General features: G+C 68.8%; 25 protein-coding genes. 20 read left to right on the top strand and 5 right to left on the bottom strand.

The window, feature by feature from the left end; translation table 11 throughout:
• The first annotated feature begins 4 nt into the window (after positions 1-4).
• The 3 genes from QWJ38_RS02655 (at position 5) to QWJ38_RS24075 (ending at position 1,944) form a co-directional block, all read left to right on the top strand.
• Positions 5-424: a VOC family protein gene (locus QWJ38_RS02655; RefSeq protein ID WP_290357482.1), complete on the top strand. Its 420-nt coding sequence runs from the start codon at positions 5-7 to the stop codon at positions 422-424.
• Positions 417-1,733, top strand: coding sequence for an RNA polymerase sigma factor (locus tag QWJ38_RS02650; protein WP_290357481.1), 1,317 nt, complete (start codon positions 417-419; stop codon positions 1,731-1,733). The genes QWJ38_RS02655 and QWJ38_RS02650 overlap by 8 nt, the downstream gene beginning before the upstream one ends.
• 64 nt (positions 1,734-1,797) lie before the next feature.
• Positions 1,798-1,944, top strand: a complete 147-nt coding sequence (locus QWJ38_RS24075) for a GFA family protein (RefSeq protein ID WP_491572018.1) — start codon at positions 1,798-1,800, stop codon at positions 1,942-1,944.
• Positions 1,945-1,998: 54 nt separating this feature from the next.
• Here the strand turns inward: QWJ38_RS24075 and QWJ38_RS02645 are convergent, their stop codons facing one another.
• Entirely contained in the window at positions 1,999-2,172 is a 174-nt protein-coding gene (locus tag QWJ38_RS02645) for a hypothetical protein (protein WP_290357480.1), read from the bottom strand.
• Between the two features lie 154 nt (positions 2,173-2,326).
• Here QWJ38_RS02645 and QWJ38_RS02640 point away from each other — a divergent pair, with 154 nt between their 5' ends.
• Both QWJ38_RS02640 and QWJ38_RS02635 read left to right on the top strand, forming a co-directional pair.
• Positions 2,327-3,361, top strand: coding sequence for a ligase-associated DNA damage response exonuclease (locus tag QWJ38_RS02640; protein ID WP_290357479.1), 1,035 nt, complete (start codon positions 2,327-2,329; stop codon positions 3,359-3,361).
• Entirely contained in the window at positions 3,358-5,037 is a 1,680-nt protein-coding gene (locus tag QWJ38_RS02635) for an ATP-dependent DNA ligase (protein ID WP_290357478.1), read from the top strand. The genes QWJ38_RS02640 and QWJ38_RS02635 overlap by 4 nt, the downstream gene beginning before the upstream one ends.
• 130 nt (positions 5,038-5,167) lie before the next feature.
• On the opposite strand, the gene QWJ38_RS02630 is transcribed toward QWJ38_RS02635, so the two are convergent.
• The 3 genes from QWJ38_RS02630 to QWJ38_RS02620 form a co-directional block, all read right to left on the bottom strand.
• Positions 5,168-5,506, bottom strand: a complete 339-nt coding sequence (locus QWJ38_RS02630) for a hypothetical protein (protein ID WP_290357477.1) — start codon at positions 5,504-5,506, stop codon at positions 5,168-5,170.
• A gap of 7 nt (positions 5,507-5,513) precedes the next feature.
• Positions 5,514-6,242, bottom strand: a complete 729-nt coding sequence (locus tag QWJ38_RS02625) for a DUF3047 domain-containing protein (RefSeq protein ID WP_290357476.1) — start codon at positions 6,240-6,242, stop codon at positions 5,514-5,516.
• A 64-nt stretch (positions 6,243-6,306) separates the two neighbouring features.
• Positions 6,307-6,876, bottom strand: a complete 570-nt coding sequence (locus tag QWJ38_RS02620) for a DUF2242 domain-containing protein (protein WP_290357475.1) — start codon at positions 6,874-6,876, stop codon at positions 6,307-6,309.
• Between the two features lie 126 nt (positions 6,877-7,002).
• On the opposite strand from QWJ38_RS02620, the gene QWJ38_RS02615 reads away from it, so the two are divergent.
• The 8 genes from QWJ38_RS02615 (at position 7,003) to QWJ38_RS02580 (ending at position 17,515) form a co-directional block, all read left to right on the top strand.
• The gene (locus QWJ38_RS02615) at positions 7,003-8,808 is read left to right on the top strand and encodes a DUF885 domain-containing protein (protein WP_290357474.1); all 1,806 of its coding nucleotides are present in this window, start codon (positions 7,003-7,005) and stop codon (positions 8,806-8,808) included.
• Positions 8,808-9,860 carry an ABC transporter substrate-binding protein gene (locus tag QWJ38_RS02610; RefSeq protein ID WP_290357473.1) on the top strand — a complete coding sequence of 351 codons (1,053 nt, stop codon included), beginning with the start codon at positions 8,808-8,810 and terminating at the stop codon, positions 9,858-9,860. The genes QWJ38_RS02615 and QWJ38_RS02610 overlap by 1 nt, the downstream gene beginning before the upstream one ends.
• 147 nt (positions 9,861-10,007) lie before the next feature.
• Positions 10,008-11,891: an FAD-dependent oxidoreductase gene (locus tag QWJ38_RS02605; protein ID WP_290357472.1), complete on the top strand. Its 1,884-nt coding sequence runs from the start codon at positions 10,008-10,010 to the stop codon at positions 11,889-11,891.
• Positions 11,888-13,711, top strand: a complete 1,824-nt coding sequence (locus tag QWJ38_RS02600; RefSeq protein ID WP_290357471.1) for a 2-oxoacid:acceptor oxidoreductase subunit alpha — start codon at positions 11,888-11,890, stop codon at positions 13,709-13,711. Before QWJ38_RS02605 ends, QWJ38_RS02600 begins: the two co-directional genes overlap by 4 nt.
• A gap of 5 nt (positions 13,712-13,716) precedes the next feature.
• Positions 13,717-14,769 carry a 2-oxoacid:ferredoxin oxidoreductase subunit beta gene (locus QWJ38_RS02595; protein ID WP_290357470.1) on the top strand — a complete coding sequence of 351 codons (1,053 nt, stop codon included), beginning with the start codon at positions 13,717-13,719 and terminating at the stop codon, positions 14,767-14,769.
• Between the two features lie 181 nt (positions 14,770-14,950).
• Positions 14,951-15,556 (top strand): TetR/AcrR family transcriptional regulator, encoded by a 606-nt coding sequence (locus QWJ38_RS02590; protein ID WP_290357469.1) that lies wholly within the window; start codon positions 14,951-14,953, stop codon positions 15,554-15,556.
• Positions 15,557-15,683: 127 nt separating this feature from the next.
• The gene (locus tag QWJ38_RS02585) at positions 15,684-16,511 is read left to right on the top strand and encodes an oxidoreductase (RefSeq protein WP_434063946.1); all 828 of its coding nucleotides are present in this window, start codon (positions 15,684-15,686) and stop codon (positions 16,509-16,511) included.
• Positions 16,512-16,513: 2 nt separating this feature from the next.
• Positions 16,514-17,515 carry an NADP-dependent oxidoreductase gene (locus QWJ38_RS02580; protein ID WP_290358050.1) on the top strand — a complete coding sequence of 334 codons (1,002 nt, stop codon included), beginning with the start codon at positions 16,514-16,516 and terminating at the stop codon, positions 17,513-17,515.
• Between the two features lie 336 nt (positions 17,516-17,851).
• On the opposite strand, the gene QWJ38_RS02575 is transcribed toward QWJ38_RS02580, so the two are convergent.
• Complete coding sequence (locus QWJ38_RS02575; RefSeq protein WP_290357467.1) at positions 17,852-18,811, bottom strand: 2-hydroxyacid dehydrogenase; 960 nt, start codon at positions 18,809-18,811, stop codon at positions 17,852-17,854.
• A 202-nt stretch (positions 18,812-19,013) separates the two neighbouring features.
• Here QWJ38_RS02575 and QWJ38_RS02570 point away from each other — a divergent pair, with 202 nt between their 5' ends.
• From QWJ38_RS02570 to QWJ38_RS02540, 7 genes are all read left to right on the top strand, one after another.
• On the top strand, positions 19,014-19,487 hold the full coding sequence (locus QWJ38_RS02570) for a nuclear transport factor 2 family protein (RefSeq protein ID WP_290357466.1): 474 nt from the start codon (positions 19,014-19,016) through the stop codon (positions 19,485-19,487).
• A gap of 121 nt (positions 19,488-19,608) precedes the next feature.
• Positions 19,609-20,214 carry a hypothetical protein gene (locus tag QWJ38_RS02565; protein WP_290357465.1) on the top strand — a complete coding sequence of 202 codons (606 nt, stop codon included), beginning with the start codon at positions 19,609-19,611 and terminating at the stop codon, positions 20,212-20,214.
• 139 nt (positions 20,215-20,353) lie between these two features.
• Positions 20,354-20,509, top strand: a complete 156-nt coding sequence (napE, locus tag QWJ38_RS02560; RefSeq protein ID WP_290357464.1) for a periplasmic nitrate reductase, NapE protein — start codon at positions 20,354-20,356, stop codon at positions 20,507-20,509.
• A 20-nt stretch (positions 20,510-20,529) separates the two neighbouring features.
• Complete coding sequence (locus QWJ38_RS02555; RefSeq protein WP_290357463.1) at positions 20,530-20,817, top strand: chaperone NapD; 288 nt, start codon at positions 20,530-20,532, stop codon at positions 20,815-20,817.
• On the top strand, positions 20,798-23,290 hold the full coding sequence (gene napA / locus QWJ38_RS02550) for a periplasmic nitrate reductase subunit alpha (protein WP_290357462.1): 2,493 nt from the start codon (positions 20,798-20,800) through the stop codon (positions 23,288-23,290). The genes QWJ38_RS02555 and napA overlap by 20 nt, the downstream gene beginning before the upstream one ends.
• Positions 23,291-23,351: 61 nt before the next feature.
• On the top strand, positions 23,352-23,795 hold the full coding sequence (locus QWJ38_RS02545) for a nitrate reductase cytochrome c-type subunit (RefSeq protein ID WP_434063945.1): 444 nt from the start codon (positions 23,352-23,354) through the stop codon (positions 23,793-23,795).
• 22 nt (positions 23,796-23,817) lie between these two features.
• Entirely contained in the window at positions 23,818-24,471 is a 654-nt protein-coding gene (locus QWJ38_RS02540) for a cytochrome c3 family protein (protein WP_434063932.1), read from the top strand.
• The last annotated feature ends 6 nt before the right edge of the window (positions 24,472-24,477 follow it).

The raw sequence follows: 24,477 nt of genomic DNA, 5'->3' as shown, positions 1-24,477 counted from the left end.
AGGCATGCACCAACAGATCTTCGTCAACCTGCCCATCAAGGACATGGCCCGTTCGCAGGCCTTCTTCCGCGCGCTGGGCTACGAGTTCGATCCGCATTTCACCAACGAGAAGGGGGCCAGCCTGGTGCTGGGCGAGAACCTCTACGCGATGCTGCTGGTCGAGGACTTCTTCCAGGGCTTCACCGGCAAGCCGATCGCCGATGCGCGGCAGACGACCGAGGTGATCGTCTGCCTGTCCTGCGCGAGCCGGGCCGAGGTCGACGCGCTGGTGGCCAAGGCGGTCGCTGCCGGCGGCACGGCGCCGCGCGCGCCGCAGGACCATGGTTTCATGTATGCGCATGGCTTCGAGGACCCGGACGGCCATGTCTGGGAGCTGGTGCATATGGACGCCAGCGCCGCCGCCAATCCGGGCAAGGATGCCTGAGCACCGCGCCGCGACCGAGCGCGCGATCGACGCGGTCTGGCGCATCGAGTCGGCCAAGATCATCGCCGGCGTCGCGCGCATCGTGCGCGATGTCGGCCTGGCCGAGGAGCTGGCGCAGGACGCGCTGGTCGCGGCGCTCGAGCATTGGCCGGCCGAGGGCGTGCCCGACAAGCCCGGCGCCTGGCTGATGGCCACGGCCAAGAACCGCGCGCTGGACCGCCTGCGCCAGCATGCGCTGCATGCGCGCAAGCAGGAGGAGCTGGGTCAGGACATGGAGGCGATGGGCACGCATCGGCAGCCGGACTTCGCTGACGACGTCATTTCGGCGCTCGATGCGGCGCGGCAGGACGATATCGGCGACGAGCTGCTGAGCCTGATCTTCACCGCCTGCCATCCGGTGCTGTCCACCGAGGCGCGCGTCGCGCTGACCCTGCGCCTGCTGGGCGGCCTGTCGACCGAGGAGATCGCGCGCGCCTTCCTGGCCGCCGAGCCGACGATCGCGCAGCGCATCGTGCGCGCCAAGCGCAGCCTGGCCGCCGCCAAGGTGCCCTTCGAGGTGCCGCGCGGCGCGGACCGCGACCAGCGCCTGGCCTCGGTGCTGGAGGTGATCTACCTGATCTTCAACGAGGGCTACTCGGCCACCGCCGGCGAGGACTGGATGCGCCCGGCGCTGTGCGAGGAGGCGCAGCGCCTGGGTCGCGTGCTGGCCGAACTCGCCGCCGACGAGCCCGAGGTGCACGGCCTGCTGGCGCTGATGGAGATCCAGGCCTCGCGCAGCCGTGCCCGGCTCGATGCCAGCGGCCGCCCGGTGCTGCTGCTGGACCAGGACCGCGGGCGCTGGGACCCGCTGCTGATCCGCCGCGGCCTGGCCGCTCTGGCGCGCGCCGAGGCGCTGGTCGGCGGCCGCGCGGCCCTGGGCGTCTATGCCCTGCAGGGCGCGATCGCCGCCTGCCATGCGCGCGCGCGCCGCGCCGAGGACACCGACTGGGCGGAGATCGTCGCGCTCTACGACGCGCTGGCCCAGATCGCACCCTCGCCGGTGGTCGAGCTGAACCGGGCGGTGGCCGTCGGCATGGCCTTCGGGCCGGCGGCGGCGCTGGAGCTGGTCGAGGGCCTGGCCGCGCATCCGCAGCTGAGGAGCTACCACTGGTTGCCCAGCGTGCGCGGCGACCTGCTGCTGAAGCTGGGCCGGCGCGCCGAGGCGCGCGGCGAGTTCGAACGCGCCGCCGCGCTGACCCGCAATGCGCGCGAGCGCGCGCTGCTGCTGGAGCGTGCGCTGGAGGCGGCGGACACGGCGCGGCGGCATTGAGCCGGCTTGACAGCGCCGGGCGCCAAGGCTGCAATCCGCTCGATCGACTGCCGGAGGATTACCGATGCAAGGTCATTGCCTGTGCGGCGCCGTCCGCTTCAGCTGTCCCGATGCGCGCGAGATCGGCGTCTGCCATTGCGGCTTCTGCCGGCGCTGGGGCGGCGGGCCGCTGCTGGCTGAGCACGCCTGGCCAATCAAACGACGATGCTGACCGAGCAGCAGGTCAACGAGCGCTATGCGCCGCCGGGCGGGTAGCCGAGGCAGCTCAGGCCGGTGGATCCTTGGCGCGGGTGCGCGAGACGGCCATCATGATGCCGATGCCCAGCACGATCAGACAGACGATGGCGATATAGGTCGTGCCCAGGCCGGCGACCGACAGGCCCCAGGCGAGGCCGCCGAGCAGGACCGCGAGTCCGAGGATGTAGAGGACGAAGGACATAGAGAGCCTCCATGTGCGAGCCCGGCCGCGGGATCGCGCGCCGTCGTCAGATCACTCTAGCCAGGCCGCGATGCCGCCTCGGTCGGTGGTCGGCCCGGCCTGCCGTAGGCCGCGGCCTACACCGGCGGCGGCCGCGATCGGGCACCATGCAGCGATGGCTGCTGATCTGGTCACGCGCCGCCCGCAGGGCCTGTTCTGCGAGCCCGGCGGCTTCTACATCGATCCCTGGTTGCCGGTCGAGCGCGCGCTGATCACCCATGCGCATGGCGACCATTGCCGCCCGGGCCATGGCGCCTATCTGGCGCAGCGCGATGCGCTGGGCCTGATGCGCGCGCGGCTGGGCGACGAGGCGCTGCTGGAGGGCATCGCCTACGGCGAGTCGCGCCGCATCGGCGAGGTGACGGTGAGCCTGCATCCGGCCGGCCATGTGCTGGGCTCGGCGCAGATCCGCATCGAGCAGCGCGGCGAGGTCTGGGTCGTCGCCGGCGATTACTTCGTCAGCGGCGCCGGCGACAGCAACCCCACCTGCGCGCCCTTCGAGCCGGTGCGCTGCGAGGTCTTCATCAGCGAGAGCACCTTCGGCCTGCCGATCTACCGCTGGGCGCCGCAGGCCGAGGTGCTGGAGGAGATGCGGGCCTGGTGGGCCGGCTGCGCGGCCGAGGGCCGGCATGCGCTGCTGATGGGCTATAGCCTGGGCAAGGCGCAGCGCCTGCTGGCCGGCCTGGCGACGCCCGATGCGCCCGGGCCGGTGCTGGTGCACCCGGCCGTCGCGCGGCTGAACGCCGCCTACCGCGAGGCCGGCGTCGCCCTGCCCGCGGCCGAGACGGTCACGCCGGAAACGAAGTTCAAGGCCTTGCGCGGCGCGCTGGTGATCGCGCCGCCGGCCGTGCAGGACAGCCGCTGGGCGCGGGCGCTGGGCCCGCACAGCGACGCCTTCGCCAGCGGCTGGATGCGCTTGCGCGGCGCGCGCCGGCGCCGCAGCGTCGATCGCGGCTTCGTCTTCAGCGACCATGCCGACTGGCCGGGCCTGCTGGCAGCGATAGCGGCCAGCGGGGCCCGGCGCGTGATCGTCACGCATGGGGACGAGGATGCGCTGGTGCGCTATCTGGGCGAGCGCGGCCTGGCGGCCGAGGCGCTGGCCACCGAGTTCGGCGACGAGGCGCAGCAGGGCGCGGAAGGCGCCGCATGAAGGGCTTTGTCGCGCTCTATCTGGCGCTCGATGCCAGCACCTCGACCTTGGCCAAGGTGGCCGCGCTGAAGCGTTATCTGGCCGCCGCGCCGGCACGCGACGCGGCCTGGGCTGTCTACCTGCTGGCCGGCGGCTCGCCGCGCCGCGCGGTGCCGACCAGGGAGCTGCGCGCGCTGGCCTGCGAGGCGGCCGCGCTGCCCGAGTGGCTGTTCGAGGCCGGCTACGCAGCCACCGGCGACCTGGCCGAGGCGATCGCCTATGTGCTGCCCGATCCCGAGGACCGGCTCGACGAGCCGCTGGCCGACTGGATGGAGCGGCGCATCCTGCCGCTGCGCGCGCTCGACGCGGCCGCGCGGCGCGAGGCGGTGCTGGCCGCCTGGCGCGGGCTGTCGGCCGACGAGCGCTTCATGTTCGTCAAGCTGGTCGGCGGCGGCTTCCGCGTCGGCGTCAGCAAGCTGCTGGTGCAGCGCGCGCTGGCCGAATGGTCGGGCCGCGACCTCGCCACCATCGCGCAGCGGATGATGGGCTATACCGATATCGACACGCCGCCGACGGCGGCGCGCTTCGAGGCGCTGTTCGGCGATCGACCGGAAGACGCTGGCGGCGCGCGCGGCGGCCAGCCCTATCCCTTCTTCCTTGCCCATGCGCTGCCGGGCGAGCCGGCGGCCTCGCTGGGCGAGCGCGGCGACTGGCTGGCCGAGTGGAAGTACGACGGCATCCGCGCCCAGGTCGTCAAGCGCGAGGGTCAGGTCTGGATCTGGTCGCGCGGTGAGGAGCTGGTGAGCGAGCGCTTCCCCGAGGTCGCGCTGGCGGCCAGCAGCTGGCCCGATGGCACCGTCGTCGACGGCGAGCTGCTGGCCTGGCGCCCTGGCGACGATCACCCGGCGCCGTTCGCCCTGCTGCAAAAGCGCATCGGCCGCACCCGGCTGTCCAAGACCATCCTCGCCGAGGCGCCGGTGCGGCTGCTGGCCTACGACCTGCTGGAGAGCGAGGGCGAGGACCGGCGCCAGGAGCCGCTGCGGCAGCGCCGCGCGCGGCTGGAGCGCCTGGAAGGACTGGGGATGGCGGTCTCGCCGCTGGTCGAGGCCGCCGACTGGGCTACGCTGGCCGGCGCCCGCGAGCGCTCGCGCGAGCGCCGCGTCGAGGGCCTGATGCTCAAGCACCGCGACTCGGCCTATGGCATCGGCCGCACCGTCGGCGCCTGGTGGAAATGGAAGGTCGCGCCGCTGAGCGTCGACGCGGTGCTGATCTACGCCCAGGCCGGCCATGGCCGGCGCGCCAATCTGTTCACCGACTACAGCTTCGCCGTCTGGAACCGCGCGCCGCGCGATGCGGCCGAGGCGGCGGCGGCGCTGGACGAGGCGGGCGGCGAGCTGGCCCTGGTGCCCTTCGCCAAGGCCTATTCGGGCCTGACCGACGAGGAGATCCGTCGCGTCGACCGCCTGGTGCGCCAGACCACGGTCGAGAAGTTCGGCCCGGTGCGGCGCCTGCGGCCCAGCCTGGTGTTCGAGCTCGGCTTCGAGGGCATCCAGGCCAGCACGCGGCACAAGAGCGGCATCGCGGTGCGCTTCCCGCGCATGCTGCGCATCCGCGACGACAAGCCGCTGCACGAGGCCGACACCTTGGACAGGCTGCGGGCGCTGATGCAGGCCGCCCCACCTTTAGCAGGCCGGTGAAAAACGTAGCGAGGACGGCCCGCGGCTAGGCGCCCGGAGCGCAGGAACCGGAACGTACTTCCTGTACGTGAGGATTCCGAGCACCGCGCAACGACGCAGCGGGTCGCCGCAGTAGTTTTGCTCCGGCCTGCTAGGCCTGCCAGACCGCATAGCCGGCCTCGCGCAGCGCAATCGCCAGCTCGACCTCCATCTCGCGCGCGGCCTCGTAAGGCATCGGGTTGTAGACCTCGTAGAGCTGGGGCAGCAGGCGCAGGCCGTACTTCAGCACGAAGCGGTTGGCTTGCACGCCGGCCATATGGCGGTCGAAGCGCAGGTCGGGGTCCAGGCCGGTCATGCCGACGTAGACGCAGGGCTTGAGGATGTCGTGCTCGGGATTGGCGCGGCGGAAGGCCGGCTCGTTCCAGACGCGTTCGCTCAGCTCGACGACGTAGACATGATGGTGGTGGTGCCGGCGAGGCGCGCGAGCCATCGAGCCATCAGCCGGCGGCGCAGGCGAGCCGCAGATGGGCGTAGTCGCCGACCGCCTTGCCGCCGGTGTTGTCGGTGTCGGTCATCACCGCGATGCCGGTCACCGGGCCGGCCTCGCCGCCGTAGGCGAGCCGGTAGTCCTCGGCCAGATTGCGCTGCAGCGACTGCCAGGTGCCGAGGCCCTCGCGGCCGGAGGCGACCACCAGCATCTTGACCTGGCTGGTATGGGCGGACGGAATCACCGTGCCGACCGGCACGAAGTCGCTCCAGATGTACATCAGCACCGCATAGGGAATGTCCTTGCCGCTGAGCTTCTTGGCGCGCTTGAAGCGCTTCTGCTCGTCCGCCGGCAAAGTGGCCGGGTCGCCGCCGAAGGAGACGACGATGCGCAGCGGCGCGTCCTCGCGCGATTTGACGCGGTTGTCGGCGCGCTCGACCAGCGCATCGGTCTTCCATTCCCAGCTCAGGGTCAGCGGCATCGCCAGTGCCGGCTGCAGCCGGGCCGCGTAGAGCGAGGCCGAGCGATCGGCGCTGGCGCGCAGCACGCCGCGGCGCTCGCCGTCGGGCAGCAGGGTGTAGACGGTGTCGTTCTTCAGCTTGGACAGCGGCGTGTGCGTCCAGCCGACCTCGGGACGCTCGAAGCCGAGATCGCGCGCCTCGCAGCCGGCAGCGGCCGCCGCATTCCAGGCCGGGCCCGCGAGAAGAAAGCCGAGCAATGCGCCGCGAAAGACTTGCATAGGACCTCGTATCGGATCAGGCCAGATGGCCGGACACAGTATGCCCAGGCCGGCGGCCGCGGCGCTACTGGTCGGCGCGCTGCTCGCGCAGCATGTGTTGCATCAGCGCGAAGAAGCGGTCGTAGAACTGGCCGGCCGGTATCGTCTCCGAGGCGACCTTGACCAGCGATTCCTGCGTCGAGGACAGCGGCACCGAGATCGAGCCGATCGCGCTGACGCCGATGCTGGTGGAGTTGGTGCTGCGCTTGACCGCATAGCGGTCCTGCAGCGCCGACACATAGGCGGTGGTCAGCTCGCCGTTCTTGCCGTCGGGCACGCAGACGATGGTGAAGCTGATCTCCACATGGGTCTCGCCCTCGGGCTGGAAGCGCTTGCTGCCGCTGATCTGGCCCGGCTGCATCTGGTTGATCACATAGCCGGCGCTGAGCAGCGCGCGGCGCGCGGCCTCGCAGGTGTCGTCGAGGCCGGCATCGAAGAGGCGCGAGAAGGTCTCGTCGGACTGGAAGCGCTCGCGCTGGTAGACCGCCATCGGCCCGCCCGCCGCCTCTTCCTGCTTGTTCTTGAACAGGCCGCAGCCGCCCAGAAAGAGGGCCGCCAGCAGGACGAGGGCGGCGCGCGGTCGACTCAATGGCATGGGCATGGATGCGGTGCTGCTCCGTGATATCGATCGATGAGGGACGGATGAGGGTTGTTCCCCATTATCCCGTGCCGGCGCGGCGCACAATGCGGCGGTCGCCCAAAGCCCCCGCTTCCGTTCCCGATGCACAAGAAGAATGCCGCCCGCGCGGCCGCCCTGCCTTCGCCACGCCGCCGCCGCCTGCTGGCCGCCGGCCTGCTGTCCCCGCTGATGCCTTGGCCGGCGCTGGCCGCTTCCACGCAAGCGGACTTCGAGGCCGAGATCGATGCCTTTCTGAAGGCCTACTGGTCGCTGCAGCCCGACGCCGCGGTGCAGGCCGGCGAATACGCGGCCGCCGCGCGGCTGCCGGCGCCGACCGAGGCGGCCGGCCAGGCGCTGGTGCGCTTCGGCGAGCGCTGGATCGCTCGCCTGCAGCAGCTGGCGCAGCGCCTGCCGCTGAACGAGGCGCAGCAGGGCGACCTGGCCCTGCTGGACAACCATCTGCGCGGCCTCGTGTGGGCGCAGCGCGAGCTGCGCGCCGAGCGCTGGGATGCCTCGCTCTATAACGTCGCGATGCCATTCGGCGAGCTGCTGCACAAGGACTTCGCGCCGCTGCCCCAGCGCCTGGCCCTGATCGAGCAGCGGCTGCGCCAGGTGCCGGCCTATTACCACGCCGCGCTGGCGCGCCTGGTCGAGCCCAGCCCGGTCCATCTGCGCCTGGCGATCAAGCAGAACCAGGGCGCGCTGGAGACCTTCAGGACCGAGATCCCGCAGGCGCTCGACAAGTCCGGCCTGGGCGAGCAAGAGCGCGCGCGCATCGCCGCCCACAATGCGGCCGCCCTGCGCGCGCTGCAGGACTTCATTGCCGGCCTGCAGCGGCTGGAGGCCGGCATCCCGGCCGGCGGCGGGCGCAGCTGGCGCATCGGCCGCGAGCTGTTCGAGGCCAAGTTCCGCTACGAGATCCAGGCCAGCGTCGATGCGGACACCCTCTACCGCCGCGCGCTGGAAGAGAAGGAGGCGCTGCATGCGCGCATGGACGGGCTGGCCGGCCAGCTCTGGCCCGGCCTGTTCCCGGCCGAGCCGGCGCCGGCCGAGCGCCTGGACAAGATCGCCCGCGTGATCGACAAGCTGTCCGAGCGCCATGTGGCGCCGGCTGCCTATGTCGAGGAGATCAAGGCGCAGATCCCGGCGTTGGCGCGCTGGGTCGAGGAGCATGATCTGCTGAGCCTCGATCCGAGCCGGCCGCTGCTGGTGCGCGCCACGCCCAGCTGGATGCGCGGCGTCGCCGGCGCCTCGATTAGCGCGCCGGGACCGCTCGATCCGCAGGGCGTCACCTATTACAACGTCGACCCGCTGGACGACTACACGCCCGAGCAGGCCGAATCCTTTCTGCGCGAATACAACCACTGGGTGCTGCAGATCCTCAATATCCACGAGGCGATTCCCGGCCACTATCTGCAGCTGCTACATGCGAACAAGTCGCCGTCCAAGGTCAAGGCGCTGTTCGGCAATGGCGCGATGGTCGAGGGCTGGGCCGTCTATGCCGAGCGCATGATGATCGAGAGCGGCTGGGGTGGCGGGGCAGCGGAGATGGGCCTGATGTACGCCAAGTGGAATCTGCGCGTGGTCTGCAACGCCATCCTCGACCACGGCGTGCATGTGCTGGGCATGACGCAGCAGCAGGCGCAGCAGCTGCTCGAGCGCGAGGCCTTCCAGGCCAAGACCGAGGCGACCGAGAAATGGCACCGCGCCCAGGTCAGCTCGGTGCAGCTGAGCAGCTATTTCGCCGGCTTCTCCGAGATCCTGGCGCTGCGCGAGCAGCTGAAGGCGCGGCAGGGCGAACGCTTCCGGCTGAAGGCCTTTCACGAGGCCTTTCTGGCCCATGGCAGCGCGCCGGTGGCCATGGTCAGCCGGCTGATGCTGGCGCAGGCGGCGGGGGCGCCCGGCTGATGCAGCGCCGCGCCGCGCTGCTTGCCCTGCTGTGCGCACCGGCGCTGGCGCAGCAGACGGCGGATCGGCGCGCGCTGGAGGCGGCGGCGCGTGCCGAGGGCCGCATTGTCAGCGTCGGCATGCCCGATGGCTGGGCCAACTGGCGCGCGACCTGGGCCGATCTGAAGCGGCTCTACGGCCTCGAGCACCAGGACCTGAACATGAGCAGCGCCGAGGAGATCGAGCGCATGGCGGCCGACGGCCGCAAGGGCACGGTCGACATCGGCGATGTGGGCTTCGAATACGCCGCCGTCGCGCGCGGCCGCGGCGTCAGCCTGCCGGTCAAGCCGGCGCTGTGGGAGCAGATCCCGGACTGGGCCAAGGACGCCGACGGCTACTGGGCGCTGGCCTATACCGGCACGATCGCCTTTGCCGTCAACAGGAAGCGCGTCGCCCGGCCGCCGGTCACTTGGGCCGAGCTGTTCGGCGGCAGCCACACGGTGCTGATCGGCCATGTCGGCTCCTCGGCCCAGGGCAATGCGGCGGTGCTGGCCGCGGCGGTCGCGCTGGGCGGCAGCGAGACGCAGCTGACGCCGGCGCTGGCGCAGTTCGCGCGGCTGCAGCGCGAGGGCCGGCTGATCGTCGAGCAGCCCTCGCTCAAGCTGCTGGAGCGCGGCGAGATCGATGTGCTGCTGCTGTGGGACTTCCAGGCGCTGGGCATGCGCTCGCGGCTGGCGCGCGGCGCGCCCGAGTACGAGGTGCTGATCCCGGCCGACGGCTCGATCACCAGCGGCTACACGCCCATCATCAACCGCCATGCGCCGCATCCCAATGCGGCGCTGCTGGTGCGCGAATTCATCTTCAGCGACGCCGGCCAGCTGAACCTGGCGCGCGGCTATGCGCGGCCGATACGGCTCGCGCAGCTGAACCTGCCCGAGCCGCTGCGCCAGGGCCTGCTCGACGAGGCCCAGTACGCGAAGGCGCGCCTGGTGCAGCCGGCGATCTGGGCCTGGGAGGCGAAGAAGCTGGGGCCGATCTGGCAACGCGAGGTCCTGCAGCAGGCGAGGCGCTAGCCGTTTGCGGCGCCGGGGCGAATGGCGCCATCCCGCAGCGGCCGGGTTTGCCCGCTTGCCCGCAGCCGCCGTGCCCGGCGTAGACTGAATGCGGACAGCGGCGGGAACAAACCGTTCCCGCCCGGTCGAGCACAGGAGGATCCCCCAGTGCAGCGTAGCGATATCGCGGACCCGGCCTATTTCCACAAGGTCGTCGACTGTCAGTGGGCCTGCCCGGCCCACACCCCCGTGCCGGAGTACATCCGGCTGATCGCCCAGGGTCGTTACGACGACGCCTATATGGTCAACTGGGTTTCCAATGTCTTTCCCGGCGTGCTGGGCCGCACCTGCGACCGGCCCTGCGAACCGGCCTGCCGGCGCGGGCGGGTCGAGGAGCGCAATGCCGAAAAGCCGGAGGCGGTGGCGATCTGCCGGCTCAAGCGCGTGGCGGCCGACCACAAGAGCGACGAGTTGCGCGCGCAGTTGCCCAAGCCGCTGCCGCGCAATGGCAAGCGCGTGGCCTGCGTCGGCGCCGGCCCGGCCTCGCTGACGGTGGCGCGCGATCTGGCGGCGCAGGGCTATGCGGTGACGGTGTTCGACGGCGAGGCCAAGGCCGGCGGCTTCATCCGCACGCAGATCCCGCGCTTTCGCCTGCCCGAATCGGTCATCGACGAGGAATGCGGCTACATCCTCGGCCTCGGCGTCGAGTTCCGCAGCGGCCAGCGGGTCGAGTCGATGCAGGCCCTGCTGGCCGAGGGCTGGGACGCCGTCTTCGTCGGCTGCGGCGCGCCGCGGGGCCGCGATCTGCCGCTGCCCGGTCGCCAGGAGGCGGCAGACAGCATCCACATCGGCATCGACTGGCTGGCCTCGGTCTCCTTCGGCCATGTGACGAGCGTCAAGCCACGCGTGATCGTGCTGGGCGGCGGCAACACGGCGATGGACTGCTGCCGCTCGGCGCGGCGCCTTGGCGCCACATCGGTGACGGTGGCCGTGCGCAGCGGCTATGCGCAGATGAAGGCCTCGCCCTGGGAGAAGGAGGACGCGCAGCACGAGGGCATCCCCATCCTCGACTTCCATGTACCGCTGGCCTTCGTCCATGAAGACGGCAAGCTCGTCGCGATGCGCTTCAAGCGCGTGGGACCCGCGCCCCTCGCCCGCGAGTACGCGGGCGGTCCCCCGGGGGGACCCGGCGGTTCTTGGGAGCGGCCCGGCGAACCGCCGGACGACGAGATCGAGATCCCCTGCGACGAGGTGCTGATCGCCGTCGGCCAGGAGAACGCCTTCCCCTGGATCGAGCGCGATGCGAGCATCGAGTTCGGCGAGAACGGCCTGCCGCTGCTGGACGCCGTCAGCCTGCAGTCGAGCCGGCCAGAGGTCTTCTTCGGTGGCGATGCCGCCTTCGGCCCGAAGAACATCATCTGGGCCGTCGCCCATGGCCACGAGGCGGCGGTGTCGATCGACCGCTTCCTGCACCGCGAGCCGGTTGCCAAGCGGCCGGCCCCGCATGTGAACTTGCTGTCGCAGAAGATGGGCATCCACGAGTGGAGCTATGACAACGGCCCGGTCAACGACCTGCGCCACAAGGTGCCGTGGACGGCGGCCGAGAAGGCGCTGGCCAGCATCAAGGTCGAGGTCGAGCTGGGCTTCGACGCGGCCACCGCCTTCAAGGAGGCGCAGCGCTGCCTGAACTGCGATGTGCAGACGGTCTTCACCGACAAACTCTGCATCGAGTGCGATGCCTGCGTGGACATCTGCCCGATGGACTGCATCACGTTCACCGAGAACGGCGAGGAGGCCGATCTGCGCCAGCGGCTGAAGGCACCGGCGCCGAACGAGAGCCAGGACCTGTACGTGTCGGGCCCGCTGAAGACCGCACGCGTGATGGTCAAGGACGAGGACGTCTGCCTGCACTGCGGCCTGTGCGCCGAGCGCTGCCCCACCGGCGCCTGGGACATGCAGAAGTTCCTCTTGCTGACCACCAAGGCCGGGCCCGGCTGCCGCGATCATCAGGTGCGCGTGGTGATGCCGACCGAAAGAAAGGCCACGGTATGAGTCGCATCGACGCCACGAACGACTTCGTCGTCAAGTTCGCCAATGTCAACGGCAGCGGCTCGGCCTCGGCCAACGAGCTGTTCGCCAAGGCCATCCTGCGCATGGGCGTGCCGGTCAGCCCGCGCAATATCTTCCCCAGCAATATCCAGGGCCTGCCCACCTGGTACGAGGTGCGCGTGTCCGAGGCCGGCTGGCTGGGCCGGCGCGGCGGTGTCGACATGATGGTGGCGATGAACCCGCAGACCTGGAAGCAGGACCTGGCGGAGATCGAGCCGGGCGGCTATCTGTTCTACGACAGCAGCAAGCCCTTGCCGCCCTCGGAGTTCCGCGAGGGCGTGCATGTGATCGGCATGCCGGTGACGGCCATCTGCAATGCGACCTACGAGGACTCGCGCCAGCGCCAGCTGTTCAAGAACATCATGGTGCTGGGCGCGCTGTCCCAGCTGATGGAGATCGAGGCCGGCGTGATCGAGAAGCTGTTTGCCGAGCAGTACCGCGGCAAGGAGAAGCTGCTCGACTCAAATGTGCGCGCGCTGCATGCCGGGCGCGGCTTCGCGCGCGACCATCTGGGCGAGGTGCTGGGCCTGAAGGTGCGGCGCGCCGACCTGATCGGCGAGCGCATCTTTCTGGAGGGCAATGCGGCGACGGCGCTGGGCTGCGTCTATGGCGGCGCCACCGTCTGCGCCTGGTATCCGATCACGCCATCCTCGTCGGTGGCCGAGGCCTTCCAGAAATACTGCGCCAAGTACCGCGTCGACCCCGAGACCGGGCAGCAGCGCTATGCGATCGTGCAGGCCGAGGACGAGATCGCCTCGATCGGCATGATCACCGGCGCCGGCTGGAACGGCGCGCGCGCCTTCACGGCAACGTCCGGCCCCGGCGTCTCGCTGATGACCGAGTTCCTGGGCCTGGCCTATTTCGCCGAGATCCCGCTGACCATCATCGACGTGCAGCGCGGCGGGCCCTCGACCGGCATGCCGACGCGCACGCAGCAGGCCGATCTGCTGAGCAGCGCCTATGCCTCGCATGGCGACACCAAGCATGTGCTGCTGCTGCCCGAGGACCCGAAGGAATGCTTCGAGCATGCGGCCGCCGCGCTGGACCTGGCCGACCGGCTGCAGACGCCGGTCTTCGTGCTGAGCGATCTGGACATCGGCATGAACCAGCGCCTGTGCGAACCGCTGCAATGGGACGAGGGCCGCACTTATGACCGCGGCAAGCTGATGAGCGCCGAGGAGCTGGAGGCCGGGCGCGACTTCGGCCGCTACAAGGACGTGGACGGCGACGGCATCCCCTGGCGCACCCTGCCCGGCACGCATCCCAGCCGCGGCGCCTACTTCACCCGCGGCACCACGCGCGACGAATACGCGCGCTACTCCGAGGCCGGCAAGGACTACACCTACAACGTCGAGCGACTGCTGAAGAAGTTCGCCACCGCCGCGACCCTGGTGCCGCAGCCGGTGCTCAGGAAGGCCGCCGCCAAGACGGTGCTGGGCGTCATCTACTTCGGCTCGACCGCGCCGGCCATGGACGAGGCGCTGGCCGCGCTGGCCGAGGCCGGCATCCATCTGGACGGCCTGCGCCTGCGCGCGTTTCCGTTCCCGGACAGCGTGCGGGACTTCGTCGCTGCGCACGAGCAGGTCTTCGTCGTCGAGCAGAACCGCGACGCGCAGATGCGCGCGCTGCTGATCAACGAGCTGGAGATCGCGCCGTCCCGGCTGACCAAGATCCTGCACTTCGACGGCACGCCGATCACCGCGCGCTTCATCACGCAGGCGATCACCCGCCTTGTGCACAAACTGGCCACGGCCCCGAGGTAGCCGCCATGACCTATATCGCCAAACCGAAACTCCACCATCCCTCGCTGCAGAAGAACGCCGTCGGCTACACGCGGCGCGACTACGAGGGCAAGGTCTCGACCCTGTGCGCCGGCTGCGGCCACGACTCGATCTCGGCCGCCATCGTGCAGGCCTGCTGGCAGCTGGACATCGCGCCGCACCGCGTCGCCAAGCTCAGCGGCATCGGCTGCAGTTCGAAGACGCCCGACTACTTCCTCGGTGCCAGCCACGGCTTCAACACCGTGCACGGCCGCATGCCCAGCGTGCTGACCGGCGCCAATCTCGCCAACCGCGAGCTGCTCTACCTGGGCGTGTCCGGCGACGGCGATTCCGCCTCGATCGGCCTGGGCCAGTTCGCCCATGCGATGCGCCGCGGCGTGCGCATGGTCTATATCGTCGAGAACAACGGCGTCTACGGCTTGACCAAGGGCCAGTTCAGCGCGACGGCCGACCGCGGCTCGGTGGCCAAGAAGGGCGCTGTCAATGCCGACGCGGCCATCGATCTGGTCGGCATGGCGCTGCAGCTGGGCGCGAGCTATGTGGCGCGCTCCTTCAGCGGCGACAAGGCCCAGCTGGTACCGCTGATCGAGGGCGCGATCCGCCATGGCGGCGCCGCCTTCATCGATGTGATCAGCCCCTGCGTCGCGTTCAACAACCATGCCGGCAGCACGCGCAGCTATGACCATGTGCGCGAGCACAACGAGGCGGTCAACCGCATCGACTTCATCGATCTGGCGCCGGAGCAGCAGGCGATCGGCGACGAGGCGGTGATCACCGTGCCGCAGGCCGACGGCACGCTGATGCGGCTGCGCCGGATGAAGTCCGACTACGACCCGACCGACCGCATCGCCGCGATGAACCAGGTGCAGGCCCTCGCCGCCGCCGGCGAGATCGCCACCGGCCTGCTCTACGTCGACCCGCAGGCGCGCGATATGCACCAGGGCCTGAACACGGTGGCGACGCCGCTGAACGCGCTGGGCGAGCGGGAGCTGTGCCCGGGGGCGGCGGTGCTGGAGAAGATCAACGCGGGGTTGCGCTGAGGTCTAGCGGGCGGCGCAGTCGTCTGAATTGCAGCGCTTGCAGCCGCTGGCCACAAGCGCGCGAATGTCCGCAACTCAACAACAAGCTGCCATTCGGACCTGTCCGGCCATGTCGGTCTGACTTATTCCTGCAAGCCTCTGCCTAAGCCGCCCTGGCTTGCCGAAGTTGTTGGGTTTACGTATGATGATCATCATGCGAAAGTCAACGATGAATGCCAGAGCCGCTGCAAAAGACGCCACGCACGAGCGCATCGTGTCCGTGGCCGCCCGAGCCATTCGTCGAAGTGGTTACGACGGCACCGGCGTCGCCGACATCATGAAGGAAGCCGGCCTGACGCATGGCGCCTTCTACTCGCACTTCGCCTCACGTGAGGCCATGTTGGCCGAAGCGGCAACTAAGGCCTGCGCGGAGTCCGCAGCTGCGGCGGCTGATGTCGTGGCCAAGCAGCCCCCCGGAACCGCCATGGCCGCCATGCTGGACGCTTACCTCTCCAAAGCGCATGTCGAGAATGTCGAGCAGGGATGCCCCCTGGCAGCCCTTGGCTCCGAAACTTCGCGCCAGGCGCCCGAGGTGCGTCGCGTGGCGACTCGCCACATCAAGGAAATGATCGACCTTGTCGCCCGGCAGTCTCCCGACTGGGGGCAGCCCGGCGCTCATGAACGAGCGCTCGTGACGCTGTCCACGATGGTCGGCGCCCTGCTCCTGGCGCGTGCGGTTGACGACCCTGGGTTGTCGGACGGCCTGCGCGAAGCAGCGCTCAGGCATCTGCTGGCCCCCACTCACTGAGCCCGTTGAAGAACATGGGCATTCCGCTCGAATTTGCACATGATGATCATCATGTGAGTTTTGGTTTGAAGCCTTTGGCTGACGCCGAGCTTCCGAACCTGCAACCCTGACGGAGATATTCATGACCATGAAGAAGCGCAAGATCGCCCTCGTGACCGGCGCCTCGTCGGGCATCGGCCGGGCCACCGCGGAGCTGCTCGCCAAGGCGGGCTACCAGGTCTATGGCACGAGCCGACGGGGCGCCGAGGCAAATGGCGGCGCCTTCGAGATGCTGCCGCTCGATGTGACCAGCGACGTATCGGTTGACGCGGCGGTCGGGCGGCTGCTGCAACTGGAAGGCCGCATCGACCTGCTGGTCAACAACGCCGGCTTCGGGGTCGCCCCTGCCGGCGCCGAGGAAAGCTCGATGGAGCAGGCCCGGTCCATCTTCGACACCAACTTTTTCGGGCTCATCCGGATGACGCGCGCGGTGTTGCCGCACATGCGCCAGCAGGGTTCGGGCCGCATCATCAACATCGGCTCGGTGCTGGGCTTCCTGCCCATGCCCTACGGGGCCCTCTATGCCGCGACCAAGCATGCCATCGAAGGCTATTCCGAATCGCTGGACCATGAACTGCGCACGCGAGGCATCCGGGTCTCGGTCATCGAGCCCGCCTACACCAAGACACCGTTCGACGCGAACCTCCTGGAGCCCGACGCCAAGCTAGAGGAGTACCGTGAGATTCGCACCGCAGTGAACCAGCGCGTGAAGGAGGTGATGGCCACGGCAGACCTGCCCGACGTCGTGGCCGAGGTGGTGCTGAAAGCTGCCAACGCCACCCAGCCGAAGCTCCGCTACACAGCCGGCGGGCTCGCGAGCCGCCTGCGGCTGCTGCGCAAGTATGCGCCGGCCGGTCTGGTGGATGCCGGCATTCGCAAGGACCTGCGGCTCGACGCGGCACGAGGGGTGAAATGATCATGAAGGCATTTGTCGCTGATCGCTATGAAAGAAAGAGCGCCTTGCGCCTGGCGGACATGCCGGTGCCTGAGATGCGCGACGACGAGGTCCTGATCGAGGTCCACGCCGCCGGTGTGAACCAGCTGGACTTCAAGCTCAGGGACGGCGAGTTCAAGCTCATCCTGCCGTACAGGCTGCCCCTCATCCTGGGCCACGATGTGGCGGGCGTCGTCGTCAAGGCGGGCCCGCGGGCGCGCAAGTTCAAGTTGGGCGATGAGGTCTATGCGCGAGTCGATGACTTCCGGATCGGCAGCTTCGCGGAGTTTGTCCCCGTCAAAGAATCGTCGCTGGCGCTCAAACCCAGAGGGCTCACGATGGAAGAGGCCGCGTCCATCCCGCTGGTCGGTTTGACGGCCTGGCAGGCGCTCGTCGAGAGAGCCCAGCTTCAGCAAGGGCAGAAGGTCTTCATCCAGGCCGGTTCCGGCGGCGTGGGCACCTTCGCCATACAGCTGGCCAAGCACCTGGGCGCGAGCGTCGCGACGACAACGAGCGCGGCCAATGTTGCGCTCGTGAAGAGCCTGGGCGCCGATGTGGTCGTCGACTACAAGACCCAGGACTTTGAAGAGGTCCTGCGCGGCTACGATCTGGTGCTGAACAGCCAGGACGGCAAGACGCTGGACAAGTCGCTTCGGGTGCTCAAGCGCGGCGGCAAGCTGATTTCAATCTCCGGGCCGCCGGACCCCGAGTTCGGGGCGCAGATCAACGCACCGGGGTTCGTGAGGCTGGTCATGCGCATGCTGAGCGCAGGCGTCAGGCGAAAAGCACGCCGTCGCGGTCTGGGCTATGCCTTCCTTTTCATGAAGGCGAACGGCGCCCAGTTGCACGAGATTGCCCGTCTCATCGAAGAAGGCACGATCCGTCCCGTCATCGACAAGGTGTTCCCGTTCGAATCCACCAATGAAGCCCTGGCCTATGTCGAGTCCGGGCGCGCGAAGGGCAAGGTCGTCATCAAGGTCAAGTGATTGCGAGCCCCGTGGGCCAGCAAAGGACGGCAGGCTGTGGCGAGTGTTGGCCTATTTCATGGCTGCAATGGCTCGGCAGCGCGAGCTGGTGCGACGACCAGGCCGGTTTCGTTCAAGACTGTCTTGTCAGCGCGCCGCGTCGAAGGCCTTGTCCCGGGTGCACAGTCTTCATACGTGTCGTTACCAGCGAATGACCGGTGACGATGGCAACAGCCACTCGGGTCGTTGACGCGAGTGACTGAGATCAGCCTAAGCCCGCCTTCGCGCCTGTTCGGAAAACGCTCTTGCTATCTAGCCCAATGCCACCGTTGAGCGCCGTGCCGCCCGAAGAACCCATCACAACGGCGTCAGCACCGGCCTCCCCGCCTCCCAGGCCTGCACATTCGCGATGAACAGATCGATCGTCGCCCGGATCGACTCCGGCGACCAGCCGGCGATGTGCGGGGTCAGGATCACATTGTCGAAACCGAGCAGGGTCTCCGGCGGCTTGGGCTCGCTCTCGTAGACGTCGAGCGCCGCGCCGGCGATGCGGCCGGCGGCCAGGGCCTCGGCCAGGGCCGCCGTGTCGACCAGGCTGCCGCGCGCGATATTGACCAGATGGCCCTGCGGGCCCAGGGCGGCCAGCACCTCGGCATTGACCGCATGGCGGGTGGCGGGGCCGCCCGGTGCGGCGACGACGAGGAAGTCGGCCCATTCGGCCAGCGCGACCAGGCTGTCGAAGTAGCGGCAGCCCGCCGCGTCCTCGCGCGGGCGGCGGTTGTGATAGCCGATCTCCATCTCGAAGGCCTGGGCGCGGCGCGCGATCTTGCGGCCTATCGCGCCCATGCCGAAGATGCCCAGGCGCCGCCCGTTGACGCTGGGCCGCAGCGGCAGATCGTCGCGCCAGATGCCGGCGCGCAGCGCCTTCTCCTGCTGCGGCAGCGCGCGCACGCTGGCCAGCAGCAGGGCCAGCGTGTGGTCGGCGACGCAGCTGTCGTTGGTGCCGGCGCCGTTGCAGACGGCGATGCCACGCGCCTTGGCCGCCGCGATATCGAGGTTCTCGTAGCCGGCGCCCTGGGCCGCGGCCAGGCCCAGGCGCGGCAGTGCGGCGATATCGTCGGCGCGCAAGCCGGTCGCGCCATTGGTCAGCACCAGCTCGATCTCGGCGCCGCGGCCGGCGATCGCCGCGGCGCGCGCGGCCGGGTCGGGCGCATCGATCAATTCGAAGCGCTCGCGCAGCAGCGCCTTGAAGTCATCGGCCAGCGGGATCAATAGGAGCAGCACGAGGCGGCGCTTGGCGGTGTTGTCGGTCGTCATCGTTACAGCGTTCGTCGAAAGCGGGAAGGGGATCGAGCGATCATAGAAAAGGAACGATCGCGGCGGCGGCTCGCCGGCGAAGGGATTGCGAATGGCGAGCGCTCTCGAATCACGGGTGCCCGATGGACAGGTCCGCTTTCGGCGAGCGGGTTTCAATGCCGGGCCTAGGATCGCCAGGCACTCAATCATCCGGGGAAGCGCCATGAATCCAAAGGAGACGGTTCTTGCGTTCTACCGCGCATTCGGGTCCGCCGAGCCGGCACGGATCGCCGATCTGCTGGACGATGAGGTCGTCTGGACGGCGCCGGCGGGCAATGCCACCCAGGTCGCCTTCGGGCTGGGAAGGCCGGAAGACGCCGGTGCGCCGGATGGCTCGAACCAGCTGGGAAAGCAGCAGATTGTCCAGTTCATGGCCCACAACTTTTCGCGCTTCTTCGTGGCCGCGAAGAACGAGTTGCGCAGCATGGTGGCGGAAGGCCCCATCGTGTTTGTCGAACACCGCCTTTGCGCGACGCTGCCGAATGGCCGGTCCTATGTGAACGACTACTGCTTTGTCTATGAGGTGCGCGAGGGCAGGATCCATCGCATTCGCGAGTACATGGACACCCGCGGCGGCTGGGCGCAGGTGTTCGGGGACGGTGAAGCGCGGACGCTGCTGGAGTTTGTCGAGCGCTGAATGCTTGTTGCGCCGGATCGGGGGCAGCGGCATTCCGTTATATTGGCCCCCAACACGCCACGGCAACGCCGCGGTCGGCAACGGATACAGCGATTCCTTCACTCCACAGGAGAGTCTCGTTATGCGTAGTCTGCTCATTGCTTCGGCCTGCGTCGCCGCCCTGTCCCTGCCGCATGCGGCCTTTTCGCAGGGGGCTGCCGTCGGCGCGGCCTCGGTCAGCGCCGACGGCGTGCGCGCCCGCGGCGGCGAGATTGCCGTCAGCGCCAAGATCATCGAGCTGGACAAGGCCAACCGCAGCGCCGTGCTGCAGGGCCCGCGCGGGGAACTGTTCTCGCTGGACGTGCCGGCGGACGTGAAGAACTTCGATCAGGTGCAGGTCGGCGACGAGCTGACGATCCGCTACGTCGTCGCGCTGGCCACCAAGATCGAGCCGGCCGGCAGCAACAACGGCATCCGCGAACGGGTGGAATCGCAGACGGCCAGCAAGGCCGCCGCCGGCGGCATGCCGGGCGTCGGCGCCGGCCGCACGATCGAGGCGCTGGGCGTGATCGACAAGCTCGATCGCAAGACCCGCATGGTCACCCTGCGCGGCGCCAAGCGCAGCGTCACCCTGGCGGTGCCCGAAGACATCGACTTGACCAAGCTGAAGACCGGCATGCAGGTGCGTGCGGTGTTCGCCGAGGCCGCCCTGCTCAACGTCGAGCGCAAGGCCGCCGCCGCCAAGTAAGGCGACCGACCGCGGCAACCCAGTAAAAGGGTCGGGTCTTGCACAGGGCTGGACGCGGCCCCGTCGCTGCACTATTCTGTGGCCGGATGGTGCCGCGGCTCAGCGGCGCCCCTTGGCGGAGCTCAGCTGGGAGACGGCCGTGGACGGTGACGACAGCAGAAGACGCTCGGAGGAGCTGCGCAGCTTCCTGTTCCTGTCGGTGGTGATGGCGCCGGCCCTGGCCGTCATCATCGTGACCGGCTACGGCTTCCTGGTCTGGATGCTGCAGATCTTCACCGGCCCGCCGGGCAGCTGAAGCCGGCAAGGAGCGCAGCGATGCTTGCGGAACTGCATATCAGCAGCCTGGTCGTGCATTCGACGCCGAAGCGGATCGAGCGGGTCGCCGAGGCGATCGCCGCCATTCCCGGCGCCGAGGTGCACGCCCGCTCGGCCGCCGGCAAGCTGGTCGTCACGCTGGAGACCGACACGGCGCAGCAGATGAGCGCCATCGTCGCCGAGATCCAACGCACCGAGGGCGTGCTGTCGGCGGCGCTGGTCTATCAATGCGTCGACAGCCTCGACGCGATGAACGAGGAGATGCCTGATGGCTATGCTCAGGCGTGACTTCATCCGGCGCAGTGCCGCGGCCGCGGCCGGCGCCGCGGCCGGGATCCCCTTGCCGGGCCAGGCCGCCGAGGCGGCGCTCGCGCTCGATCCGCAGGTCAAATGGTCGAAGGCGCCCTGCCGCTTCTGCGGCACCGGTTGCGGCGTCAATGTCGCGGTCAAGGACAACCGCGTCGTTGCCACCCATGGCGACCCGCAGGCCGAGGTCAACAAGGGCTTGAACTGCGTCAAGGGCTATTACCTGTCCAAGATCATGTACGGCGAGGACCGGCTGACGACGCCGCTCTTGCGCATGAAGAATGGCCAATACGCCAAGGACGGCGAGTTCACGCCGGTGTCCTGGGACAAGGCCTTCGACGTGATGGCCGAGCAGTTCAAGCGCGTGATCAAGGACAAGGGCCCGACGGCGGTCGGCATGTTCGGCTCGGGCCAATGGACGGTCTGGGAGGGCTATGCGGCGTCCAAGCTGATGAAGGCGGGCTTCCGCACAAACAATATCGATCCGAACGCGCGCCACTGCATGGCCTCGGCCGTGGCCGGCTTCATGCGCAGCTTCGGCATGGACGAGCCGATGGGCTGCTATGACGATATCGAGGCCGCCGACGCCTTCGTGCTCTGGGGCGCGAACATGGCCGAGATGCATCCGGTGCTGTGGACCCGCGTCACCGACCGGCGTCTCTCCGCGCCGCATGTGCGGGTGGCCGTGCTGTCGACCTTCGAGACGCGCTCCTACGAGCTGGCCGATATCGAGCTGACCTTCACGCCGCAGACCGATCTGGCGATCCTGAACTACATCGCCCACCACATCATCACGAGCGGCAAGGTCAACAAGGACTTCGTCGAGAAACACACGACCTTCTGGGTGGGCAATCCCGACATCGGCTATGGCCTGCGCCCCGAGCATCCGCTGCAGAAGGCGGCAAAGAATGCCGGCGACGCCGGCGGCGCCAAGGCCAGCACCTTCGACGAGTTCGCCAAGTTCGTCTCGACCTACGACCTCGAGTACACGCACAAGCTCAGCGGCGTGCCGAAGAGCCGGCTGCAGGCGCTGGCCGAACTCTATGCCGACCCGAAGACCAAGGTGATGTCCTTCTGGACCATGGGTTTCAACCAGCACACGCGCGGTGTTTGGTGCAACAACATGGTCTACAACATCCATCTGCTGACCGGCAAGATCTCGACGCCCGGCAACAGTCCCTTCTCGCTGACCGGCCAGCCCTCGGCCTGCGGCACCGCGCGCGAGGTCGGCACCTTCTCGCACCGGCTGCCGGCCGATATGGTGGTGACCAACCCCAAGCACCGCGCCCATACCGAGGAGATCTGGAAGCTGCCCGAGGGCACGATCCCCGACAAGAACGGCTATCACGCGGTGTTGCAGAACCGCATGCTCAAGGACGGCAAGCTCAATGCCTACTGGGTGATGGTCAACAACAATATGCAGGCGGCGGCCAATCTGATGCAGGAGGGCTATCCCGGCTATCGCAACCCGGCCAACTTCATCGTCGTCTCCGACGCCTATCCGACGGTGACGACCTTGGCGGCCGATCTGGTGCTGCCGGCGGCGATGTGGGTCGAGAAGGAAGGCGCCTACGGCAATGCCGAGCGCCGCACCCATTTCTGGCACCAGCTGGTGTCGGCCCCCGGCGAGGCGCGCTCGGACCTGTGGCAGCTGATGGAGTTCTCCAAGCGCTTCAAGATCGAGGAGGTCTGGCCGGCCGAGCTCTTGGCCAAGAAGCCCGAGTACAGGGGCAAGACCCTGTACGAGGTGCTGTTCCGCAATGGCCAGGTCGACAAGTTCCCGCTCTCCGACATCGAGGCCGGCTACGCCAACGACGAGTCCAAGGCCTTCGGCTTCTATGTGCAGAAGGGCCTGTTCGAGGAATACGCGATCTTCGGCCGCGGCCACGGGCATGACCTGGCCCCGTTCGACAGCTATCACAAGGTCCGCGGCCAGCGCTGGCCGGTCGTCAACGGCAAGGAGACGCTGTGGCGCTACCGCGAGGGCAGCGACCCCTATGTGAAGGCCGGCACGGGCTTCCAGTTCTATGGCTTCCCGGACAACAAGGCGCGCATCTTCGCCCTGCCCTACGAGCCGCCGGCCGAGGTGCCGGACAAGGAATACCCGTTCTGGCTCTCGACCGGCCGGGTGCTCGAGCATTGGCATTCGGGCTCGATGACGCGGCGCGTGCCCGAGCTCTATCGCGCGGTGCCCAACGCCGTCTGCTATATGCATCCGGACGACGCGAAGGCGCTGGGCCTGCGGCGCGGCGTCGAGATCGAGATCGCCTCGCGGCGCGGCAGCATGCGCACCCGCGTCGAGACGCGCGGTCGCAACAAGCCGCCGCCGGGCCTGGTCTACGTGCCCTGGTTCGACGCCAGCCAGCTGATCAACAAGCTCACGCTGGATGCCACCGACCCCATCTCGCTGCAGACGGACTTCAAGAAATGTGCCGTCAAGATCACCAAGGTCTGAGGTCGCCGCCATGAAGAAGCTCTGTCTACGCCAGCTGCTGCTGCCTCCGTTCGCGCTGCTGATGCTCGCCGCGGCGCAGGTCGGCGCGCAGCCGCAAGCGGCCTCGGCGCCGCCGGTACTCAGCGATCCGATGCGCGGGCCGGTGGCGATTCCCGACACGACCAAGCCGCCGCTGCTGCGCAACTGGGTCAACGACGACCAGCGGCTCAAGCGCAACTACGATATGCAGCCGCCGGTCATCCCGCACCGCGTGGACGGCTACCAGATCGACCGCAACTTCAACAAATGCCTGGACTGCCACGCGCGCGGCAAGACCGAGTTCTCGCAGGCGATCCCGGTCAGCCCGACGCATTACGTCGACCGCAGCGGCAAGGTGCTGCCGCAGATCTCGACGCGACGCTATTTCTGCATGCAGTGCCATGTGGCGCAGGAGCCGCTGGCGGCACTGGTCGGCAATGGCTTCCGCGGCGCCGACGCGCTGCCGGCCCCGACGGCCAAGAAGTAAGAAGAAGGAAGAGGAGCCGAGCATGATCGTCGAACTCCTGAAGCGCTACTGGCGGACCATCCGCCGGCCCAGCGTTCATTTCAGCCTGGGTTTTCTGACCCTGGGCGGCTTCATCGGCGGCATCATCTTCTGGGGCGCCTTCAACACGGCGATGGAGGCGACCAATACCGAGGCCTTCTGCACCGGCTGCCACGAGATGCGCGACAACGTCTTCGCCGAGCTGAAGACGACGATCCACTACAGCAACCGCTCGGGCGTGCGCGCGATGTGCTCGAACTGCCATGTGCCGCACGACTGGACCGACAAGATCGCGCGCAAGATGCAGGCGTCCAAGGAGGTCTGGGGCAAGATCTTCGGCACGATCGATACGCAGGACAAGTTCCGCGAGAAGCGGCTCGAGCTGGCCCAGCACGAATGGGCGCGGATGAAGGCCAACGACTCGCTCGAGTGCCGCAACTGCCACCAGTACGAGTCGATGGACTTCACCCGCCAGAGCCTGCGCGCGCAGAACATGCACAGCACCTATCTGGCCAACAAGGAAAAGACCTGCATCGACTGCCACAAGGGCATCGCCCACCACCTGCCGCATATCCCGCCGGGCCGCGCGCCGACCGACACGCCGGGGCAGGTCGGCCCGGCGCCGGAGGCCGAGGCCGCCAGCGGTCCGAGCCGCTGAACGCGG

This window comes from Roseateles violae (assembly GCF_030410485.1).
Classification (GTDB): domain Bacteria; phylum Pseudomonadota; class Gammaproteobacteria; order Burkholderiales; family Burkholderiaceae_C; genus Roseateles_D; species Roseateles_D violae.
This window is presented reverse-complemented; position numbering and strand designations above follow the sequence as displayed.

Excerpts from the sequence above, each read along its gene's own strand:
- QWJ38_RS02655 (WP_290357482.1), top strand. The coding sequence starts at position 5 with ATGCACCAACAGATCTTCGTCAACCTGCCCATCAAGGACATGGCCCGT.
- QWJ38_RS02650 (WP_290357481.1), top strand. The coding sequence starts at position 417 with ATGCCTGAGCACCGCGCCGCGACCGAGCGCGCGATCGACGCGGTCTGG.
- QWJ38_RS24075 (WP_491572018.1), top strand. The coding sequence starts at position 1,798 with ATGCAAGGTCATTGCCTGTGCGGCGCCGTCCGCTTCAGCTGTCCCGAT.
- QWJ38_RS02645 (WP_290357480.1), bottom strand. The coding sequence starts at position 2,172 with ATGTCCTTCGTCCTCTACATCCTCGGACTCGCGGTCCTGCTCGGCGGC.
- QWJ38_RS02640 (WP_290357479.1), top strand. The coding sequence starts at position 2,327 with ATGGCTGCTGATCTGGTCACGCGCCGCCCGCAGGGCCTGTTCTGCGAG.
- QWJ38_RS02635 (WP_290357478.1), top strand. The coding sequence starts at position 3,358 with ATGAAGGGCTTTGTCGCGCTCTATCTGGCGCTCGATGCCAGCACCTCG.
- QWJ38_RS02630 (WP_290357477.1), bottom strand. The coding sequence starts at position 5,506 with ATGGCTCGCGCGCCTCGCCGGCACCACCACCATCATGTCTACGTCGTC.
- QWJ38_RS02625 (WP_290357476.1), bottom strand. The coding sequence starts at position 6,242 with ATGCAAGTCTTTCGCGGCGCATTGCTCGGCTTTCTTCTCGCGGGCCCG.
- QWJ38_RS02620 (WP_290357475.1), bottom strand. The coding sequence starts at position 6,876 with ATGCCATTGAGTCGACCGCGCGCCGCCCTCGTCCTGCTGGCGGCCCTC.
- QWJ38_RS02615 (WP_290357474.1), top strand. The coding sequence starts at position 7,003 with ATGCACAAGAAGAATGCCGCCCGCGCGGCCGCCCTGCCTTCGCCACGC.
- QWJ38_RS02610 (WP_290357473.1), top strand. The coding sequence starts at position 8,808 with ATGCAGCGCCGCGCCGCGCTGCTTGCCCTGCTGTGCGCACCGGCGCTG.
- QWJ38_RS02600 (WP_290357471.1), top strand. The coding sequence starts at position 11,888 with ATGAGTCGCATCGACGCCACGAACGACTTCGTCGTCAAGTTCGCCAAT.
- QWJ38_RS02595 (WP_290357470.1), top strand. The coding sequence starts at position 13,717 with ATGACCTATATCGCCAAACCGAAACTCCACCATCCCTCGCTGCAGAAG.
- QWJ38_RS02590 (WP_290357469.1), top strand. The coding sequence starts at position 14,951 with ATGATGATCATCATGCGAAAGTCAACGATGAATGCCAGAGCCGCTGCA.
- QWJ38_RS02585 (WP_434063946.1), top strand. The coding sequence starts at position 15,684 with ATGAAGAAGCGCAAGATCGCCCTCGTGACCGGCGCCTCGTCGGGCATC.
- QWJ38_RS02580 (WP_290358050.1), top strand. The coding sequence starts at position 16,514 with ATGAAGGCATTTGTCGCTGATCGCTATGAAAGAAAGAGCGCCTTGCGC.
- QWJ38_RS02575 (WP_290357467.1), bottom strand. The coding sequence starts at position 18,811 with ATGACGACCGACAACACCGCCAAGCGCCGCCTCGTGCTGCTCCTATTG.
- QWJ38_RS02570 (WP_290357466.1), top strand. The coding sequence starts at position 19,014 with ATGAATCCAAAGGAGACGGTTCTTGCGTTCTACCGCGCATTCGGGTCC.
- QWJ38_RS02565 (WP_290357465.1), top strand. The coding sequence starts at position 19,609 with ATGCGTAGTCTGCTCATTGCTTCGGCCTGCGTCGCCGCCCTGTCCCTG.
- QWJ38_RS02555 (WP_290357463.1), top strand. The coding sequence starts at position 20,530 with ATGCTTGCGGAACTGCATATCAGCAGCCTGGTCGTGCATTCGACGCCG.
- napA (WP_290357462.1), top strand. The coding sequence starts at position 20,798 with ATGGCTATGCTCAGGCGTGACTTCATCCGGCGCAGTGCCGCGGCCGCG.
- QWJ38_RS02545 (WP_434063945.1), top strand. The coding sequence starts at position 23,352 with ATGCTCGCCGCGGCGCAGGTCGGCGCGCAGCCGCAAGCGGCCTCGGCG.
- QWJ38_RS02540 (WP_434063932.1), top strand. The coding sequence starts at position 23,818 with ATGATCGTCGAACTCCTGAAGCGCTACTGGCGGACCATCCGCCGGCCC.